Source organism: Kitasatospora sp. NPDC029367, assembly GCF_055569135.1.
Window position 1 is genome coordinate 66,080 of the sequence record NZ_JBVHYH010000003.1, and the last position, 17,993, is coordinate 84,072.

Genomic DNA, 17,993 nt, shown 5'->3' on the forward strand with positions numbered 1-17,993 from the left:
AAGCGTACGAGGGGTCAGCTGACGGCGCCGTTGACGGTCGACTTGTCGATGGCACCGCTCTCGACGCCCCACTTGGTGAGGATCTGCTTGTAGGTGCCGTCGTCGATCAGCGACTGGATGGCGCCCTGGATGGCCGGGGTGAGCTTGGAGCCCTTGGCGAGGGCGACGCCGTAGGGGGCCACGCCGTAGGTGTCGCCGAGCTTCTCCAGCTGCCCGCCGGACTGCTTGATCGCGTAGTCGACGACCTGGGAGTCGGCCATCATCGCGTCGTCGCGGCCGGAGACCACGGCGTTGGTGACGTCCGTCTGGAGGTCGAACTTGTCGCCGTCGTTCTGGATGCCCGGCTTGCCGGCCTTGGCGCAGTCCGGGTTGCGGGTGTCCTTGATCTCGTCGGCCTGGGTGGTGCCGGTCTGGACGGCGACCTTCTTGCCGCAGAGGTCCTTCGGGTCGACCTTGCCGGGGTTGCCCTTCTTGACCGCGATGGCGCTGCCCGAGTTGAAGTAGGTCACCATGTCGACGACCTGCTCGCGCTCCTTGTTGTCCGTGAAGGACGACATGCCGAGCTGGAACTTGTTCGACTGGATGCCGGGGATGATCGCGGTGAAGCCGGAGTCCTGGACCTCGGCGGTGAGGCCGAGCTTGGCGGCGATCGCGTTGGCGAGGTCGACGTCCATGCCGATGACCTTGCCGCTGTCGTCCTTGAACTCGTCCGGCGCGTACGAGGCGTCCGCGCCGACCAGGAGCTTCCCGGCCGACTTGACGTCGGCGGGGACGAGGGCGGCCAGCTTGTCGTCGGCCTTGACCGTGTTCACGGTCGCGGAGGCGTTGGGGGCGCCACTGCCGTCGCTGCTCTTGCTGCTGCTACAGCCGCTCAGCACCAGGGACACGGACACGGCAGCCACGCCGGCCGCGAAGAGGCGGGTGCGCTGGGTACGGACGGTCATGAGGGGGATCTCCTCCTGGGGAGAGAAATCGGGCGGAGCGCGCCGCGGGAGCGGCGCACCGGGGCAGCTGGCCGTACGGAGCCGTACGGGTGGTCACTCGCGGTACGTCTTCGTACGTGCGTTGCCGGGTGGTGCAGTTGCCTGGGCGCAGGTGGCCGCCCAGGGTGGTGCGGGGTACTGCTTCCGCCACCCTCCGCCGAGGTGGACGTCGACCTGAACCGCCTCGACCGGTGGTCGGCTCGATCCGAGATGGGGGGAATCCTGCCATCTGATGACGGTCAGGGGGCCCTCATCCAGATCAAAATCGGATAACGAGGGCTCGTGCTGTCCGCTATTCGGACGGATCGCGTGCCCCTGTCACCCTGCGTATAAGTATGCAGATCCGGCTGTGCTGTTCCCGGACGCCCCGCCGCTGCCCCGCGGCCCCGCCCGTTCCCGACCCGCGCCCCGCCGCTGCGCGCGGGTCAGATGCCCCCGTTGACCACCGCGTTCTGCGCCGCGCCCGCGCTCACGTTCCACTTGGCGAGGATCTTGTCGTACTCGCCGCTGCGGATCAGCTGGTCCACCGCCTTGGACACGGTGTCGCGCAGCTCGGTGTCCTCCTTGCGGACCGCGATGCCGTACGGGTTGGAGGTGGACTGGGCCCCGGTCACCTCGAAGCGGCCCCCGCCGTCCGTCGTCTTCGCCGCGTAGGCGGCCACCGGGAAGTCGTTCAGCCCGGCCGCGGCGGTGCCGGCGGCGACCTCGGCCAGCGCCTTGGCGTCGGTGTCGAAGCGGTGCACCGTCAGCTGCTTGCCGGCGCGCGAGCAGACGGCGACCTGCCGGGTGGCGATCTCGTCCTGGGTGGTGCCCTGCTGGAAGGCGACCGTCTTGCCGCACAGGTCGTCCAGGGTCCGGATCCCCTTGGGGTTGCCCTTCGGGACGACGATCGAGGTCCCGGCGATGAAGTAGTCGACGAAGTCGACGCCCGGGTTGACCTGCTTGCCGTCGTCGTCCAGGCCGTCGCGGCGCGTGCGGACGTCGCTGAGCGCGGACATCGCCACGTCGAACTGCTTGCCCTGGAGGTTCGGTATCAGCTTGTCGAACGGGGTGTCCACGAACTCGACCCGCACGTCGAGGATCCGGCCGAGGGCGGCGGCGAGGTCCGGGTCGAGGCCGGTCGGCTTGCCGTCCGGGCCGCGGAACTCCACCGGCGCGTAGTTGACGTCCATGCCGATGCGCAGCACGCCGGCGGAGCGCTGGGCCTTCGGCAGCTTGGCGCGGATGTCCTTGACCGGGTCGCTCGCGGCGGCCTGCCCGCCACCGCCGCAACCGGTGAGCAGCAGGGCGCCGGCGGCGGCCAGGGCGGCCGCGGCGAAGGCCGGGCGACGGGCGGGCGTGAGGTGAGGCATGAGGGTGCTCCTGAGGGCGGAACCGTGGTCGCTGCGGTGTCGCGCGGGTGTACGCGGAACGGCGGACAAGCGATCCTGCCATCCCGCCCTGCCGGGCCCGGCAGCGGGTGTGTCAGAATTCGGTACCGGGTGACCCCCGAACGCTCGAACCAGACCGACGAGCCCCGACAGGCTCGGGGTGCCCAGGACCGGAAGTCATCACGTGGCTCCGTATCCGGGGCACCGATCCCCCGTGGATCTGCGTTCACACTTGCGGGTGCGCGTGCCTCAGCGCCGTTGCCGCCGCCGGAGCCCGGCGCTTCCGACACCGGGCCCCAGCCGACGCGACAGCACGGCGATGAACTGCGCGCGACGAGGACGAAAAGGCATAGGTGCGATGCCTTGGTCCGACCTACGCTCGGCCCGGTAGCACAAGCGGACAACACAAGACCCCATAAAAAACCCTCATCCGAGGGCGCCACCCGACGGCAGCGCCCCCGCCCCGACCCCGGGTCCGCTCAGGCGTACCCGGTTTCCGGCTTACGGCCGGGGCGCCCAGTCCGTCGGCCGCGCACCTCGCCGGAACAATGACGAAGAGGTCATCGTGGCAGCGGAGATCATCAGCAGCACCCAGGACACCGACGATCCGGTCGACGCCGTTTTCGCGCTCCACCGCGGCGGCAAGATGGAGATCCGGGCGACCGTGCCGGTGCGCGACGCGGACGACCTGTCCCTCGCCTACACCCCCGGTGTCGCCCGGGTCTGCACGGCCATCGCCGAGCAGCCGGAGCTGGTCAACGACTACACCTGGAAGTCCAACACCGTCGCGGTGGTCACCGACGGCACCGCCGTGCTGGGTCTGGGCGACATCGGCCCGGAGGCCTCGCTCCCCGTGATGGAGGGCAAGGCCATCCTGTTCAAGCAGTTCGGCGGGGTGGACGCGGTGCCGATCGCGCTGGCCTGCACCGAGGTGGACGAGATCGTCGAGACGGTGGTCCGGCTGGCCCCGTCCTTCGGCGGCGTCAACCTGGAGGACATCTCCGCCCCCCGCTGCTTCGAGATCGAGCGCCGGCTCCAGGACGCCCTGGACATCCCGGTCTTCCACGACGACCAGCACGGCACCGCGATCGTCACCACGGCCGCCCTGTGGAACGCCGCCAAGGTGACCGGCCGGGAGATCGGCTCGCTGCGGGCCGTGATCTCCGGCGCCGGCGCGGCCGGTATCGCCATCGCCAAGATGCTGCTGGCGGCGGGCATCGGCGACGTCTCCGTCTGCGACCGCAAGGGCGTGGTGTACCGGGGCCGTGAGGACCTGACCGACGTCAAGGCCGAGATCGCCGAGCTGACCAACCGTTCGGAGCTCAAGGGCTCGCTGGCCGACGCGCTGGCCGGCGCCGACGTGTTCATCGGCGTCTCCGGCGGCACCGTGCCGGAGGAGGTCGTGGCGACCATGGCCGAGGGCGCGTTCGTCTTCGCGATGGCCAACCCCAACCCGGAGATCCACCCCGAGGTGGCGCACAAGTACGCGGCTGTCGTCGCCACCGGGCGCAGCGACTTCCCGAACCAGATCAACAACGTGCTGGCCTTCCCGGGCATCTTCGCCGGCGCCCTCCAGGTGCGGGCCTCCCGGATCACCGAGGGCATGAAGCTGGCCGCCGCCAAGGCGCTGGCCGCCGTGGTGGCCGACGAGCTGACCCCGCAGAAGGTCATCCCCTCGCCGTTCGACGAGCGGGTCGCCCCGGCCGTCACCAAGGCCGTGGCCGAGGCCGCCCGCGCGGAGGGCGTCGCCCGGATCTGACGATCGGGCACCGGCCCCCGGGGCCGGGGGAGCGTGCCGGCCACGACGGCCGCTCCCCCGCCCCCCGAGCCGCAGCGGGTCCGAGCGCCCGGAGGCGAGCGGGGGAGTAACAAGCGGGGGAGTAACAGTCGGGACACGCGTCACACTCACGCGTGGTTCCCGGCCCCGGCCGTCCCGGCTAGTGTCCGGGGCATGTTTGCTGCCTATGCCGCCCGTATCGACGCCGACGACCCGCTGAGCGGGCTGGAGCTGGGCGAACTCCCCGAGCCGCAGGCCCGTCCCGGGTGGAGCGTGGTCACGGTCAGGGCCGCCAGCCTCAACCACCACGACCTGTGGTCGCTGCGCGGAGTCGGCCTGCCCGCCGAGAAGCTGCCGATGATCCTCGGCTGTGACGCCGCCGGCGTCGACGAGGACGGCAACGAGGTGGTCGTCCACTCGGTGATCGGCCAGTCCGGCCACGGGGTGGGCCCGAAGGAGCCCCGGTCCATCCTGACCGAGCGTTACCAGGGCACCTTCGCCCAGCGGGTGGCCGTGCCCACCTGGAACTTGCTGCCCAAGCCGGCCGAGCTGAGCTTCGAGGAGGCCGCCTGCCTGCCCACGGCCTGGCTGACGGCGTACCGGATGCTGTTCACCAACGCCGGGGTCAAGCCCGGTGACACGGTGCTGGTGCAGGGGGCCGGCGGCGGGGTGGCGACCGCGCTGATCGTGCTCGCCAAGGCGGCCGGCCTGCGGGTCTGGGTCACCGGCCGGGACGAGGCCAAGCGCGACCGGGCGGTCGGGCTCGGCGCGGACGCGGCCTTCGAGAGCGGCGCCCGGCTGCCCGACCGGGTGGACGCGGTGATGGAGACGGTCGGCGCCGCGACCTGGTCGCACTCGGTGAAGTCGCTGCGCCCGGGCGGCACCATCGTCATCTCGGGTGCCACCTCCGGCCCCAGCCCGAAGGCCGCCGAGCTGAACCGGATCTTCTTCCTGGAGCTCAAGGTGGTCGGTTCGACCATGGGCACCAAGGAGGAGCTGGCCGGGCTGCTGTCCCTGTGCGCCAACAGCGGGGTCCGTCCGGTGATCGACTCGGTGCTGCCGCTGGCCGAGGCCCGGGACGGCTTCGCCCGGCTCGCCAAGGGCGAGGTCTTCGGCAAGATCGTGCTCAACCCCTGACGCGCGGCGGCCCGGCGCCCCCTGGTCGGGGGCACCGGGCCCGGGCGGGCGGCCTGGTCAGCCGAGCAGCCGCTTCAACCGTTCGCCGGCGGCGCCCAGCACCGAGCGGGCCTCGGCCAGCCGGTCGGCGCTCACCGCGCCGTCCCGGGCCGCGTCGCGGACTTGGTCGCGGAAGCGGTCGAGCAGCCGCTCCAGTTCGCGGGCCGGGTCGCCGTCCGGATCGGTGCGCGCCCACGGCGGCAGGTCCGCGGTGGCGGTCGGCCCGGCCTGGCCCTTGCCCGAGTCCTCGCCCGAGTCCTTGTCCAGGTCGATCCGGGTGACCGTGACCCGCTCGGACGGCTCGGAGGGCTCGGCCGCCCCGGCGCCCTCGCCGGCCTCACCGGTCGGATGGCCCCAGCGGGCCGCGTCGGCCAGCCCGGCCAGGCCCTTGGTCAGTTCGGACAGGCCCTCGGCCAGCCCGGTCGGCCAGTCGCCCTTCGCGGCGTGCTCGCGCACCTGCTGCTCGACCCGGCGCTTGATCCGCAGCGCCTCCTGCTGGGCGGCGGTGCGGGAGGCCTTGGCCTGCTCGCGCAGCCGGCGGGCCTCCTCCTCGGCGGCCTTCGCCTTGGCCTTGGCGGCCCGCTCCTGCTCCCGGGCGCGCTTGGCCTGCTCCTTGGCCTGCCGCTTGAACTGGGCGAACTCCTCCTTGGCGCGCTGCCAGGCGTCGTTGTCGCCCCAGGGCCCGGCCCACGGGTCGCCGCCGGTCTCGGCGCGGTCCGGCCGGGGGGCCTGCTTGGCGGCCTGCCAGAGCTCCTCGCGCAGGTCCTTGGCGCTGTCCCGGACGTCCTCCCGGATCGCCCCGGCGAGCTGCGCCACCGAGTCGTGGATCTCCAGCTCCAGCTCGTCCAACTCGACCCGCCGGGCTTCGAGTTCGGCGCGCCCGGCGTCGGTCAGCCGGTAGACCTTGCGGCCGCCCTCGGTGCTGTGGCTGACCAGGCCCTCCTGCTCCAGCTTCGCCAGTCGCGGGTAGACGGTGCCGGCGGACGGCGCGTACAGGCCCTGGAAGCGCTCCTCCAGCAGGCGGATCACCTCGTAGCCGTGCCGCGGGGCCTCGTCCAGCAGCTTGAGCAGGTAGAGCCGGAGCCGGCCGTGGCCGAACACGGGGCTCATCTCAGGCCTCCTTGGTGAGGTCGGGGCCGGTGGGCCCGTCGGAGGCGGGGCCGGCCGGGAGCTCCCGGACCACCACCGGGGCGTCGTCCTCCGACTCGGGGCGGCGCAGCACGGTGACCGCGCCGGAGACGGTGGTGACGTTGAGGCTGCCGCGGCCCTCGCCGAGCTGGCCGGTGATCTTCTTGGCGCCCCAGGTGCTGCTCATCCTGAGCTCGTCGAAGGTGCTGGAGACGTCGCCGCTGGTGGAGCCGGCCTCGACGGTGGCGTCCGCCAGCGAGGGGATCCGGACCACGACCGGGCCGCTGACCGTGTTGACCTTGACGTCGGTCTCGCCGGCCACGTCGAGGTCCAGGGTGACGGCGCCGGTGACGGTGTTGGCCTGGACCCGGTCGGCGGTGCCGGCGATCACGGTGAGCTGCCCGGAGACGGTGTTGACCTTGAGCTGGCCGCCGACCGCCTGGGCGTCCACGTCGCCGGTGACGGTGCTCGCGTCGATCCGGCCGGTGACCCCGGCCAGGGTGGTGTCGCCGCTGGCGCTCTGCACCGAGACCTGGCCGTCGATGCCGGTCACGGTGGCGTGCGCCGACACGGTGCCGACCTTGACCTCGGTGCCGGCCGGCACGGTCAGGGTGACGCCGACCGAGCGCTTGCGCTTGAAGGAGTCGAAGAAGCTGCGGACCGAGCCGACCGACTTGATCCAGCTGCCGAACTCGCCCCAGCTGTTGATGTCCTTGTAGGTGACGGTCAGGACGCCGTCGACCAGCGTCAGGTGCAGCGGGTCACCGGTGAGGTCGGTGACCTCCAGGCGGGCCGGGCCCTCGGCCGCGACCACGTTCACCGTGCCGTCGATGACGCGCACGTGCAGCGCGCGGACCTCGTCCTCGAACGTGGTCCTGCCCGGCTCCTCGATCGTCCACTGGCTCATCTCTGCCGCCTCCCGTAGCGGATCGCGATGTATCGCGTTCTCTTCCAAAGACGATATATCGCGTGCCGGGAAAAGCAAGCGGTTCCACCCCGGAACCCACCCCTGACCCGGCCCCGACGCGTCCCGGAGCCGTCCCCTACGGGAGACGTGCGAAGGGCCCGGGAGGCGGTCGCCTCCCGGGCCCTGCTACGAGCGGCCGCTGGGGCTCACTCGTCGTCGTCCTCGTCGTCGAGCCGGGCCAGCCAGGTGGCCAGCCGCTCGACCGGGATCTCGAAGTCCGGGTTGAGGTCGACGAACTCGCGCAGGCGCTCGGCGAGCCACTCGAAGGTGACCTCCTCCTCGCCGCGCCGGCTCTCCAGCTCCTCGATGCCTCGGTCGGTGAAGTACACGGTTCGCTCCGGTCGGATGGGGATTGACCCGGTCAGGATAGTCGGGGCCGGCCGACCGGTGCGGCGGCGGTCGGCCGGTACGCCCGCGGCCCCGCCCCCCCTGGTCGGGGGACGGGGCCGCGGGCGTCGGTGGTGCCGTGGAGCCTGCGCGCGTCAGAGCGCGAAGATCTCCTCCAGCAGCGCCTGCTGCTCGGCCGCGTGCCGCTTGGCGGAGCCGACCGCCGGCGACGAGGCCGCGGTGCGGGCGACCCGGCGCAGGCGGGCGTCGCCGCCGCTGCGGCCGATGACGACCTGGAGGTGGTCGACCAGGTTCATCGCGATGAACGGCCAGGCACCCTGGTTGGCCGGCTCCTCCTGCGCCCAGACGAACTGGACGTTGTCGCCGTAGCGGGCCAGCTCCTCCTGGAGCTCGGCCACCGGCAGCGGGTAGAGCCGCTCGACCCGGACGATCGCGGTGTCGGTGACACCGCGCTCGGCGCGGGCGGCCGCCACGTCGTAGTAGAACTTGCCGGCGGTGATGACCACCTTGCGGACCTGCGCCGGGTCGACGGTGGTGTCGCCGATGACCGGGCGGAACGAGCCGGACAGGAACTCCTCGGTCGCACTCGCCGCGGCCTTGAGACGCAGCATCGACTTCGGGGTGAAGACGACCAGCGGCTTGTGGTGCGGGTTGTGCGCCTGCCAGCGCAGCAGGTGGAAGTAGTTCGACGGCAGGGTCGGCATCGCGACCGTCATGTTGTCCTGCGCGCACATCTGCAGGAAACGCTCCGGGCGGGCGGACGAGTGGTCCGGCCCCTGGCCCTCGTAGCCGTGCGGCAGCAGCAGGGTGACGCCGGAGTGCTGGCCCCACTTCTGCTCGGCGGAGGCGATGTACTCGTCCACCATGGTCTGCGCGCCGTTGACGAAGTCGCCGAACTGCGCCTCCCACATGACCAGCGCGTTCGGGCGGGTCAGCGAGTAGCCGTACTCGAAGCCCATGGCCGCGTACTCCGACAGCAGGCTGTCGTAGACGGTGTAGCGGGCCTGGTCCTCGGTGAGGTACTGCAGCGGGGTGTAGTCCTCGCCGGTCTTGCGGTCGATCAGCACGGCGTGCCGCTGGCCGAAGGTGCCGCGGCGGCTGTCCTGGCCGGCCAGGCGGACCGGGTGGCCCTCCATGAGCAGCGAGCCGATGGCGAGGGTCTCGCCCATCGCCCAGTCGATGGTGTTGTCCTCGACCGAGGCGGCGCGGCGCTGCAGCTGCGGCAGCAGGCGCGGGTGGACGGTCAGCCAGTCCGGCAGGTTGACCTGCGAGGCGGCGATCCGCTTGACCATCTCCTGGGAGATGCCGGTCTGGATGTTGACCGGGAAGTCGGCCTGCGGCTTGCCGCCGGAGGTCGGGGCCGGCGCCTGGGCGGCGTCGCGGACCTCGGCGAAGACCTTCTCCAGCTGGCCCTGGAAGTCCTGGAGCGCCTGCTCCGCCTCTTCCATGGTGATGTCGCCGCGACCGATCAGGCCCTCGGTGTACAGCTTGCGCACCGAGCGCTTCTTGTCGATCAGGTCGTACATCAGCGGCTGGGTGAACGACGGGTTGTCGGCCTCGTTGTGACCGCGGCGGCGGTAGCAGATGAGGTCGATCACGACGTCTTTGTGGAACGCCTGGCGGAACTCGAAGGCGAGCCGCGCGACGCGGACCACGGCCTCCGGGTCGTCGCCGTTCACGTGGAAGATCGGGGCCTCGATCATGCGGGCCACGTCGGTGCAGTACATCGAGGAGCGCGAGGACGCCGGGGCGGCGGTGAAGCCGACCTGGTTGTTCACCACGACGTGCACGGTGCCGCCGGTGCGGTAGCCGCGCAGCTGCGACATGTTCAGGGTCTCCGCGACGACGCCCTGGCCGGCGAAGGCCGCGTCGCCGTGGATCTGGATCGGCAGCACCGGGAAGGTGGTGCCGCCCTGGTCCAGGATGTCCTGCTTGGCGCGGGCGATGCCCTCGACGACCGGGTCCACGGCCTCCAGGTGGGAGGGGTTCGCGGCGAGCGAGACCTTGATGGTCTCGCCGTCCAGGCCGGTGAAGGTGCCCTCGGCGCCCAGGTGGTACTTGACGTCGCCGGAGCCGTGCATCGACTTCGGGTCGAGGTTGCCCTCGAACTCGCCGAAGATCTTGCCGTACGGCTTGCCGACGATGTTGGCCAGCACGTTCAGGCGGCCGCGGTGGGCCATGCCGATGACGGCCTCGTCCAGGCGGTGCTCGGCGGCGGAGTCGATGGTCGCGTCCAGCAGCGCGATCAGCGACTCACCGCCCTCCAGCGAGAAGCGCTTCTGGCCGACGTACTTGGTCTGCAGGAAGGTCTCGAAGGCCTCCGCCGAGTTCAGCCGGCGCAGGATCCGCAGCTGCTCCTCGCGCTCCGGCTTCGAGTACGGCTTCTCCAGGCGCTCCTGCAGCCACTTGCGCTGCTTCGGGTCCTGGATGTGCATGTACTCGATGCCGACGGTGCGGCAGTAGGTGTTGCGCAGCAGGCCGAGGATGTCGCGGAGCTTCATCATCTTCTGGCCGCCGAAGCCGCCGACCGCGAACTCGCGCTCCAGGTCCCACAGGGTGAGGCCGTGGGTGGTGACGTCCAGGTCGGGGTGCTTGCGCTGCTTGTACTCCAGCGGGTCGGTGTCGGCCATCAGGTGACCGCGGACCCGGTAGGAGTGGATCAGCTCCATGACGCGCGCGGTCTTGTTGACCTCGTCGTCGTGGGTGGTGGCGACGTCGGTGGCCCAGCGGACCGGCTCGTACGGGATCCGCAGCGACTCGAAGATCTCGTCGTAGAAGCCGTTCTCGCCGAGCAGCAGGCGGTGGATCTCGCGCAGGAACTCGCCGGACGCCGCGCCCTGGATGACGCGGTGGTCGTAGGTCGAGGTCAGCGTCATGATCTTGGAGACGCCCAGGCGGGACAGGGTCTCCGGGGCGGAGCCCTGGAACTCGGCCGGGTACTCCATGGCGCCGACGCCGACGATGGTGCCCTGGTTCTGCATCAGGCGCGGCACGGAGTGCACGGTGCCGATGCCGCCGGGGTTGGTCAGCGAGACCGTGACGCCGGTGAAGTCGTCCATGGTCAGCTTGTTGGCGCGGGCCCGGCGGACGATGTCCTCGTAGGCCTGCCAGAAGCCGAAGAAGTCGAGGGTCTCGGCCTTCTTGATGGCGGCGACGACGAGCTGGCGGTCGCCGTTCGGCTTGACCAGGTCGATCGCCAGGCCGAGGTTGACGTGCTCCGGCTTGACCAGGAAGGCCTTGCCGTCCTCCACCTTGTAGCTGTGGTTCATGCCCGGGGCGGCCTTGATGGCCTGGACCAGGGCGTAACCGATCAGGTGAGTGAAGGAGACCTTGCCACCGCGGGCGCGCTGCAGGTGGTTGTTGATGACGATGCGGTTGTCGATCAACAGCTTCGCCGGGACGGCGCGGACCGAGGTGGCGGTCGGCACCTCCAGCGAGGCGTCCATGTTGGTGGCGACGGCCTTGGCCGGGCCGCGCAGCTGGACCAGCTCGGGGCCGGCCGCGGCGGGAGCGGCGGGCGCGGCCGGGGCGGCGGCCTTGGGGGCCGGGGGCGCGGCGGGCGCGGCGGCGAGCGGGGCGGCGGCGGCCGGGGCCGGAGCGGCCGGGGCCGGAGCGGCCGGGGCGGCGGCGGGTGCGGCCGGCGCAGCAGCTGCGGCGGGCGCGGGGGCAGCGGCAGGGGTCGGCGTGGGGCCGGCCTGGGTCGCGGCCTGGGTCACTGGGGTCACCTCGGTACCGGGCTTGTAGTCGGCGAAAAAGTCCCACCAGGCTCGGTCTACCGAGTTCGGGTCCTGGAGGTACTGCTGGTAGATCTCATCGACGAGCCACTCATTGGGGCCGAAGCCAGTGGAGCTTGCCGAGCTGTTGGGGGTTTCAGGGGACTGTGGCGACACGGCGGCAACCGCCCTCTTCCGCTTCCTTTTGGGATGTTTGGACAGCGGGGATTAAGGCTACGCCCCTGACCAGTGATCGCGCAGTCCCCGGGCCCCAGGCGTCGCCCAGATCACAGTCCTGACCTGCAGATTGGCTGAAAAAGCACGTTAGAAAGCCGTATCTGAGGGGAACCGATCGCGCCCGATCACCCCCTAAATCGGGGCGAAAGCGGACAAACACCCGGGTTCATCCGTCGACGATCTTCGTATGCGTCTGTGTCGGATCTGTGACAAATGTCCCGGCCGGCTCAGGACTGCCCGGGCAGCCGGACCTCGATCCGGCAGCCGCGCGGCGACTCGGCGACGGCGATCCGTCCGCCGTGCAGGTCCACCGCCCAGCGGGCGATCGCCAGGCCCAGCCCGGTGCCGCCGTCCGAGCCCGGCCCGGAGGCCGTCGCGGTGCCGCTGCGGCTGAACCGCTCGAAGACCCGGCCGCGGTCCGCCGGCGGGATGCCGGGGCCCTCGTCCTGGACCTCCAGCAGCAGGCCGCCGTCCTCGCCGTCGGGCCGGGCGCGCACCGTCACGGTGCCGCCGGGCGGGGAGTGCTTGCAGGCGTTGTCGACCAGGTTGGCGACCACCTGGTGGAGGCGTTCCGGGTCCGCCACGGCGGTCAGGCCGGCCGGGCTGACCTCCAGGGCGAGCCGGACGTCGCCGCGCCGGGAGAAGGCCCCGCCGGCCGTCGCGCCGTCCACGGTGACCCCGCGCAGCACGCCGTCCAGGAACTCGCGCACCTCGAAGGGGCGGGCGTCCAGGTCGACCACGCCGTCGTCGATCTTGGAGAGGTCAAGCAGGTGGGTGACCAGGCGGCCGAGCCGCTCGGTCTGCTCCAGCGCGGCCCCCAGCGTCGCCGGGTTGGGCTGGACGACGCCGTCCACCACGTTCTCCAGCACGGCGCGCAGTGCCGCGATCGGCGTGCGCAGCTCGTGCGAGACGTTGGCGACCAGCTCTCGGCGGTGCCGGTCGGCGGCCTGGAGGTCGGCGGCCATGCCGTTGAAGGCGGCCGCCAGTTCGCCGATCTCGTCGCGCGAGTTCACCTCGACCCGGCGGCTGTAGTCGCCGGAGGCCATCGCGCGGGCGGCGTCCGTCATCTCGCGCAGCGGGGCGGTCAGCCCGTGTGCGAGGAACTGCATGAACAGCAGCGAGGCGATCATGGAGAAGACCATGATGATCCGGATCTGGGTCTCGGACCGGATCGCCACGACCACCATCCCGGTGGCCAGGAACACGGAGACGATCACCAGCAGGGCGAGCTTGCCCTTGATCGAGCGGACCGGGTCGAGCGGACGGATGTCGGCCCAGACCCGGCTGGCCGCCCGGGCGGCCAGGGTCTGCGGGCGAGCGCCGTCGGCGTCCCCGTTGCGTTGCTGTGGAAAGGTCATTGGTCCCCTGTGATCCCCGCGTGTTGTCACGGCGGTGCCGGGACACGGGCCCCCCGGTGGCCCGTCGCCCGAAGCCCCCGTCAGGAGAGCGGGGCCTCCAGCGCGTATCCGACGCCGTGGACGGTGCGGATCCAGCTGGCGCCGATCTTGCGGCGCAGCGCCTTCACGTGGCTGTCCACGGTGCGGGTGCCGGACGCGTCGGTCCAGTCCCACACCTCGGCCAGCAGCTGCTCGCGGGTGAGCACCGCGCGCGGCTGGGCGGCCAGGCAGGCCAGCAGGTCGAACTCGGTCGGCGTCAGGTGGACGTCACCCGAGGCGAGCCGGACCCGGCGCTGCACGTGGTCGATCTCCAGCTCGCCGAAGCGCAGGCTGCCGAGCGCGGGCGTGCGGGCCGCCTGCTGGGCACGCTCGACGCGGCGCAGCAGCACGTTGACCCGGGCGGCCAGTTCGCGCATGGAGAACGGCTTGGTCATGTAGTCGTCGGCACCGACGCCGAGGCCGACCAGCAGGTCCGTCTCGTCGTCGCGGGCGGTCAGCATCAGTACCGGCACCGGGCGCTGGGCCTGGATCCGGCGGCACACCTCCAGCCCGTCGAAGCCGGGCAGCATGATGTCCAGGACCACCAGGTCCGGCTGCCAGGTGTGGAAGCCGTCCACCGCGCCGGGGCCGTCGTGGGCCACGGCGACCTTGAACCCCTCGGCGCCCAGTCGCGCCGCGATCGACTCGGCGATCGTGGGTTCGTCCTCCACCACCAGCACTCTGCGCTGGCTGCTCACAGTGCCGCCGGTGTTGGGGTTGTCCTGCTGAATTTCTGTCACGGTCACGCCACCGCCCCCAGGGCTGCGGGCCGGCCACCTGTGGGGATGGCGGGGCTCCGCTCGTAGTCTTGTTCCGTCGTGGACTGTGCCGGGTCCGCCGTCCCGTTCGTGCACCGGGGAGTGGCGGACGGATGGTCTTCCGTCCACTCCTCCCACGCACTTCGCAGCGTACGGACAGCGGATGCCTCCCGGCAGGCGGACCGGACGTTTCCGGCCCGCTGGGCCGGCTGTCCGGCCACCCTCGGGCCCACCGCACGAGTGGGCACGGGCCGATACCTTACCCGGCGAATTTTCACTGCGTAACGGTACGTATGCAGTTCAGTTGACGCCAAGTCGCCGGTCAGAGGCCCTACTGACGCGTTAATCGGAAGTAGGTCTGGACCAATGCCGGGAATCCGGCCGGTCCCGCCGTCGACGGTCTTCACGGGCTTTTCTCAGGTGCCTCTCAGAACCTCGACGTAGCGTGGCCGCGACAACGCCCCGCAGGGCGGAATCCGGCCTCCGTGCCGGGGCGTCGGGTGCCTCCGGGCGCCGTGCGGCTGCGGGTGTGGGAGCGGAGGCGTCATGGCTGGACTGCGGTGGGGTGCCGGCGGGCGCGCGCCTTCGGGGGCGCCGTACGGAATGCTTCCGGGCCGGCTGCGCGGCGGTGCCGTCGAATGGCTGCTGGAACGCGTGCCGACACCGCGGCGTACTCCGTTCACGATCGGATATCTCGCGGTCGTCGGAGCCACCTCGACCTTCGCCGGGATCGCCGATCCGGAACTCGTCCGGCGTTTGCAGGAAGCTTCCAGCTCCGACGGCCACAACCTGCTCGAGCACCCGCTGCGCGCCCTGCTGCTCAGCGGCTTCTGGGTGGCCGGGGGATCGTGGCTGCCCTACCTGTGGGGGTTCGCCCTCACCCTGGCCCCGTTGGAGCGCCGGGTCGGGCCGGCTCGGACGGCGGCGGTGCTCGCCGCCGGGCACGTCGCGGCCACCCTGCTCTCCCAGGGCGTGGTGATCACCGCGGTGGAGACCGGACGGCTGGCCCCGGCCGCGATGGACCAGCTGGACATCGGCGTCAGCTACGGCGTGCTCGCCTGCCTGGGCGCGGCGGCCGGGGCGCTGCCGCCGCGCGCGCGGGCGGTGGCGCTGGCCGGCGTCGGGCTGATGCTCGTCCAGCAGATCGCCACCCAGAAGGACCTGGTCACGGCGGTGGGGCACCCGGCCGCGCTGCTCACCGGGATGGCGCTGGGGCGCCGGCTGGACCGGATCGAGCGGCGCCCGCCCGGGCCGCGGTCGCGTCCGGCGCGGCTGCGGGCGGTCGGTTCCGCCGCTTCCCTGTCCGCCTCCTCGGCGCTCTCCTCGGTCGTCTCCCCGGTCGTCTCCCTGGCCGCCGCGGCGGTGCGGGCCGGGCGGCGACCGTCCACCGCGCGCTGACGCCGGGGCCCTCTTGGGCCGTTCTTTCCGCTTCCTTTTGACGGCGCCTCCTCCCGGCCGTTCCGGTGACGACGCCGTTCGCTCACGGCGAACAAGATGCGGGGAACAACTGGCGCTCGTGAATCCTTAGTCAGGTCGACTCAAGTTCACTGACCGGGGAGAGATCATGGCATCGACGTCCACACCGCTCACCCTGCCCGTGCTGCCCCTCGACGACGAGGTGGTGCTCCCGGGCATGGTCGTCCCGCTGGACCTCAAGGACACCGAGGTGCGTGCCGCGGTCGAGGCCGCCCGTGCCGCGGCCGCCGGCTCCGGCAAGCCCCAGGTCCTGCTGGTCCCGCGGGTGGACGGCTCGTACGCGGCGGCCGGCACGCTGGCCACCGTCGAGCAGGTCGGCCGGCTGGCCGACGGCCCGGGCACGATCGGGCAGCCGGCGGCGCTGGTGCGCGCCGTGCGCCGGGTCCGGATCGGGGTCGGCACCACCGGCCCCGGCGCCGCCCTCTGGGTGGAGACCACACCGTTCCAGGAGTCCTCGGTCGGCATGCCGGTGGCCGGGCGGGCCGCCGAGCTGGTCAAGGAGTACAAGGCGCTGTCCACCCAGTGGCTGCGCAAGCGCGGCGCCTGGCAGATCGTCGACCGGGTGGCGCAGATCGAGGGCGTCGGCGAGCTCGCCGACAACATCGGCTACGCGCCCTTCGCCACCGCCGAGCAGAAGCTCAAGGTGCTGCTGGAGGCCGACCAGGTCGCCCGCCTGGAGTACGCGCTCACCCTGCTGCGCGACCACCTCGCCGAGGAGGAGGTCAACGACACCATCCGCAAGGACGTCGAGGAGGGCGTGGCCAAGCAGCAGAAGGAGTTCCTGCTCCGCCGCCAGCTGGAGGCCGTCCGCAAGGAGCTGGCCGAGCTGAACGGTGACCCGGCCGACGAGGAGGGCGACTACCGCGCCCGGGTCGAGGCCGCCGACCTGCCCGAGAAGGTCCGCGAGGCCGCGCTCAAGGAGGTCGACAAGCTGGAGCGCTCCTCCGACCAGTCGCCCGAGGGCTCCTGGATCCGCACCTGGCTGGACACCGTCCTGGAGCTGCCCTGGAGCGAGCGCAGCGAGGACGCGTACGACATCGCCGCCGCCCGCGCCGTGCTCGACGCCGACCACGCCGGCCTGGCCGACGTGAAGGACCGCATCGTCGAGTACCTCGCGGTGCGCAAGCGCCGGGCCGACCAGGGGCTCGGGCTGGTCGGCGGCCGCCGGGGCGGCGCGGTGCTGGCCCTGGTCGGGCCGCCCGGCGTCGGCAAGACCTCGCTCGGCGAGAGCGTGGCCCGCGCCATGGGCCGCAGCTTCGTCCGGGTCGCGCTCGGCGGCGTCCGGGACGAGGCCGAGATCCGCGGCCACCGGCGCACCTACGTCGGCGCGCAGCCCGGCCGGCTGGTGCGGGCGATCAAGGAGGCCGGCTCGATGAACCCGGTCGTCCTGCTCGACGAGATCGACAAGGTCGGCTCCGACTACCGGGGCGACCCGGCCGCCGCCCTGCTGGAGGTGCTGGACCCGGCGCAGAACCACACCTTCCGGGACCACTACCTGGAGGTCGAGCTCGACCTCTCCGACGTGGTCTTCCTCGCCACCGCCAACGTGCTGGAGGCCATCCCCGAGCCGCTGCTCGACCGGATGGAGCTGGTCCGGCTGGACGGCTACACCGAGGACGAGAAGGTCGTCATCGCCCGCGACCACCTGCTCCCGCGCCAGCTGGAGAAGGCCGGCCTCGGCGGCGAGCAGGTCGGCGTGGACGAGGAGGCGCTGCGCCGGCTCGCCGGGGAGTACACCCGGGAGGCGGGCGTGCGGAACCTGGAGCGCTCGATCGCCCGGGTGCTGCGCAAGATCGCCGCCCAGGCCGAGCTGGGCGAGCGCGAGCTGCCCGCCGCGGTCGGCGCGGCGGACCTGCCCGCCCTGATCGGCCGCCCGCACCACGTGCCGGAGTCCGCCCAGGAGCCGGCCGAGCGGCGCACCGCCGTCCCCGGGGTGGCCACCGGCCTCGCCGTCACCGGCGCCGGCGGCGACGTCCTCTACATCGAGGCCTCGCTGGCCGACGCCGAGACCGGCGGCACCGGGCTGACCCTGACCGGGCAGCTGGGCGACGTGATGAAGGAGTCCGCGCACATCGCGCTCTCCTACCTCCGCTCGCGCGGCGCCGAGCTGGAACTGCCGGTCACCTCGCTGCGCGACCGCGGCGTGCACCTGCACATCCCGGCCGGGGCCGTCCCCAAGGACGGGCCGAGCGCCGGCATCACCATGACCACGGCGCTCGCCTCGCTGCTCTCCGGCCGCAAGGTGCGCACCGACGTGGCGATGACGGGCGAGGTGTCGCTGACCGGGCGGGTGCTGCCGATCGGCGGGGTGAAGCAGAAGCTGCTCGCCGCCGACCGGGCCGGCGTCACCACGGTGATCATCCCCAAGCGCAACGAGGCCGACCTGGACGACGTCCCGGCCGAGGTGCTGTCGCGGCTCACCGTCCACCCGGTGGCCGACGTACGGGAGGTGCTGGAGCTGGCCCTGGAGCCGGCCGGAGTGCTGGTCGCCGCGGCCTGACGCGGTCGGCGCGGGCGGCCCGGGGGGGGGGGGGGGGGGGGGGGGGGGGGGGGGGGGGGGGGGGGGGGGAGGGGAGGAGAGAGGGAGAAACGACACCCCGCCGGCCCTAGCACGCGCCAGGCGC

General features: G+C 72.2%; 12 protein-coding genes. 4 read left to right on the forward strand and 8 right to left on the reverse strand.

Going from position 1 to position 17,993, the window contains the following annotated elements:
* Positions 1–14: 14 nt before the first annotated feature.
* Together ACZ4W5_RS03555 and ACZ4W5_RS03560 are read right to left on the reverse strand one after the other, a co-directional pair.
* Positions 15–944: an ABC transporter substrate-binding protein gene (locus ACZ4W5_RS03555; RefSeq protein WP_465652520.1), complete on the reverse strand. Its 930-nt coding sequence runs from the start codon at positions 942–944 to the stop codon at positions 15–17.
* A gap of 464 nt (positions 945–1,408) precedes the next feature.
* On the reverse strand, positions 1,409–2,335 hold the full coding sequence (locus ACZ4W5_RS03560) for an ABC transporter substrate-binding protein (protein WP_402481275.1): 927 nt from the start codon (positions 2,333–2,335) through the stop codon (positions 1,409–1,411).
* Between the two features lie 583 nt (positions 2,336–2,918).
* On the opposite strand from ACZ4W5_RS03560, the gene ACZ4W5_RS03565 reads away from it, so the two are divergent.
* Both ACZ4W5_RS03565 and ACZ4W5_RS03570 read left to right on the forward strand, forming a co-directional pair.
* Positions 2,919–4,112: an NAD(P)-dependent malic enzyme gene (locus ACZ4W5_RS03565; RefSeq protein WP_465652522.1), complete on the forward strand. Its 1,194-nt coding sequence runs from the start codon at positions 2,919–2,921 to the stop codon at positions 4,110–4,112.
* A gap of 192 nt (positions 4,113–4,304) precedes the next feature.
* Positions 4,305–5,267 (forward strand): zinc-binding dehydrogenase, encoded by a 963-nt coding sequence (locus ACZ4W5_RS03570; RefSeq protein ID WP_465652524.1) that lies wholly within the window; start codon positions 4,305–4,307, stop codon positions 5,265–5,267.
* 57 nt (positions 5,268–5,324) lie between these two features.
* Here the strand turns inward: ACZ4W5_RS03570 and ACZ4W5_RS03575 are convergent, their stop codons facing one another.
* The 6 genes from ACZ4W5_RS03575 to ACZ4W5_RS03600 form a co-directional block, all read right to left on the reverse strand.
* Positions 5,325–6,416, reverse strand: a complete 1,092-nt coding sequence (locus tag ACZ4W5_RS03575) for a PadR family transcriptional regulator (protein ID WP_465652526.1) — start codon at positions 6,414–6,416, stop codon at positions 5,325–5,327.
* Between the two features lies 1 nt (position 6,417).
* Entirely contained in the window at positions 6,418–7,341 is a 924-nt protein-coding gene (locus ACZ4W5_RS03580; protein ID WP_402481266.1) for a DUF4097 family beta strand repeat-containing protein, read from the reverse strand.
* A 206-nt stretch (positions 7,342–7,547) separates the two neighbouring features.
* Complete coding sequence (locus tag ACZ4W5_RS03585) at positions 7,548–7,730, reverse strand: DUF6104 family protein (protein ID WP_350504423.1); 183 nt, start codon at positions 7,728–7,730, stop codon at positions 7,548–7,550.
* A gap of 153 nt (positions 7,731–7,883) precedes the next feature.
* Positions 7,884–11,639: a multifunctional oxoglutarate decarboxylase/oxoglutarate dehydrogenase thiamine pyrophosphate-binding subunit/dihydrolipoyllysine-residue succinyltransferase subunit gene (locus tag ACZ4W5_RS03590; protein ID WP_465652529.1), complete on the reverse strand. Its 3,756-nt coding sequence runs from the start codon at positions 11,637–11,639 to the stop codon at positions 7,884–7,886.
* 287 nt (positions 11,640–11,926) lie between these two features.
* On the reverse strand, positions 11,927–13,057 hold the full coding sequence (locus ACZ4W5_RS03595; protein WP_360233498.1) for a sensor histidine kinase: 1,131 nt from the start codon (positions 13,055–13,057) through the stop codon (positions 11,927–11,929).
* Positions 13,058–13,137: 80 nt separating this feature from the next.
* Entirely contained in the window at positions 13,138–13,875 is a 738-nt protein-coding gene (locus ACZ4W5_RS03600) for a response regulator transcription factor (RefSeq protein ID WP_094742879.1), read from the reverse strand.
* A gap of 564 nt (positions 13,876–14,439) precedes the next feature.
* On the opposite strand from ACZ4W5_RS03600, the gene ACZ4W5_RS03605 reads away from it, so the two are divergent.
* Together ACZ4W5_RS03605 and lon are read left to right on the forward strand one after the other, a co-directional pair.
* Positions 14,440–15,291 carry a rhomboid-like protein gene (locus ACZ4W5_RS03605; protein ID WP_465652532.1) on the forward strand — a complete coding sequence of 284 codons (852 nt, stop codon included), beginning with the start codon at positions 14,440–14,442 and terminating at the stop codon, positions 15,289–15,291.
* Positions 15,292–15,457: 166 nt separating this feature from the next.
* On the forward strand, positions 15,458–17,869 hold the full coding sequence (gene lon / locus ACZ4W5_RS03610) for an endopeptidase La (protein ID WP_465652534.1): 2,412 nt from the start codon (positions 15,458–15,460) through the stop codon (positions 17,867–17,869).
* The last annotated feature ends 124 nt before the right edge of the window (positions 17,870–17,993 follow it).

Coding starts and splice junctions, on each gene's coding strand:
- lon (WP_465652534.1), top strand. CDS start 15,458: ATGGCATCGACGTCCACACCGCTCACCCTGCCCGTGCTGCCCCTCGAC.
- ACZ4W5_RS03605 (WP_465652532.1), top strand. CDS start 14,440: ATGGCTGGACTGCGGTGGGGTGCCGGCGGGCGCGCGCCTTCGGGGGCG.
- ACZ4W5_RS03595 (WP_360233498.1), bottom strand. CDS start 13,057: ATGACCTTTCCACAGCAACGCAACGGGGACGCCGACGGCGCTCGCCCG.
- ACZ4W5_RS03575 (WP_465652526.1), bottom strand. CDS start 6,416: ATGAGCCCCGTGTTCGGCCACGGCCGGCTCCGGCTCTACCTGCTCAAG.
- ACZ4W5_RS03560 (WP_402481275.1), bottom strand. CDS start 2,335: ATGCCTCACCTCACGCCCGCCCGTCGCCCGGCCTTCGCCGCGGCCGCC.
- ACZ4W5_RS03580 (WP_402481266.1), bottom strand. CDS start 7,341: ATGAGCCAGTGGACGATCGAGGAGCCGGGCAGGACCACGTTCGAGGAC.
- ACZ4W5_RS03555 (WP_465652520.1), bottom strand. CDS start 944: ATGACCGTCCGTACCCAGCGCACCCGCCTCTTCGCGGCCGGCGTGGCT.
- ACZ4W5_RS03570 (WP_465652524.1), top strand. CDS start 4,305: ATGTTTGCTGCCTATGCCGCCCGTATCGACGCCGACGACCCGCTGAGC.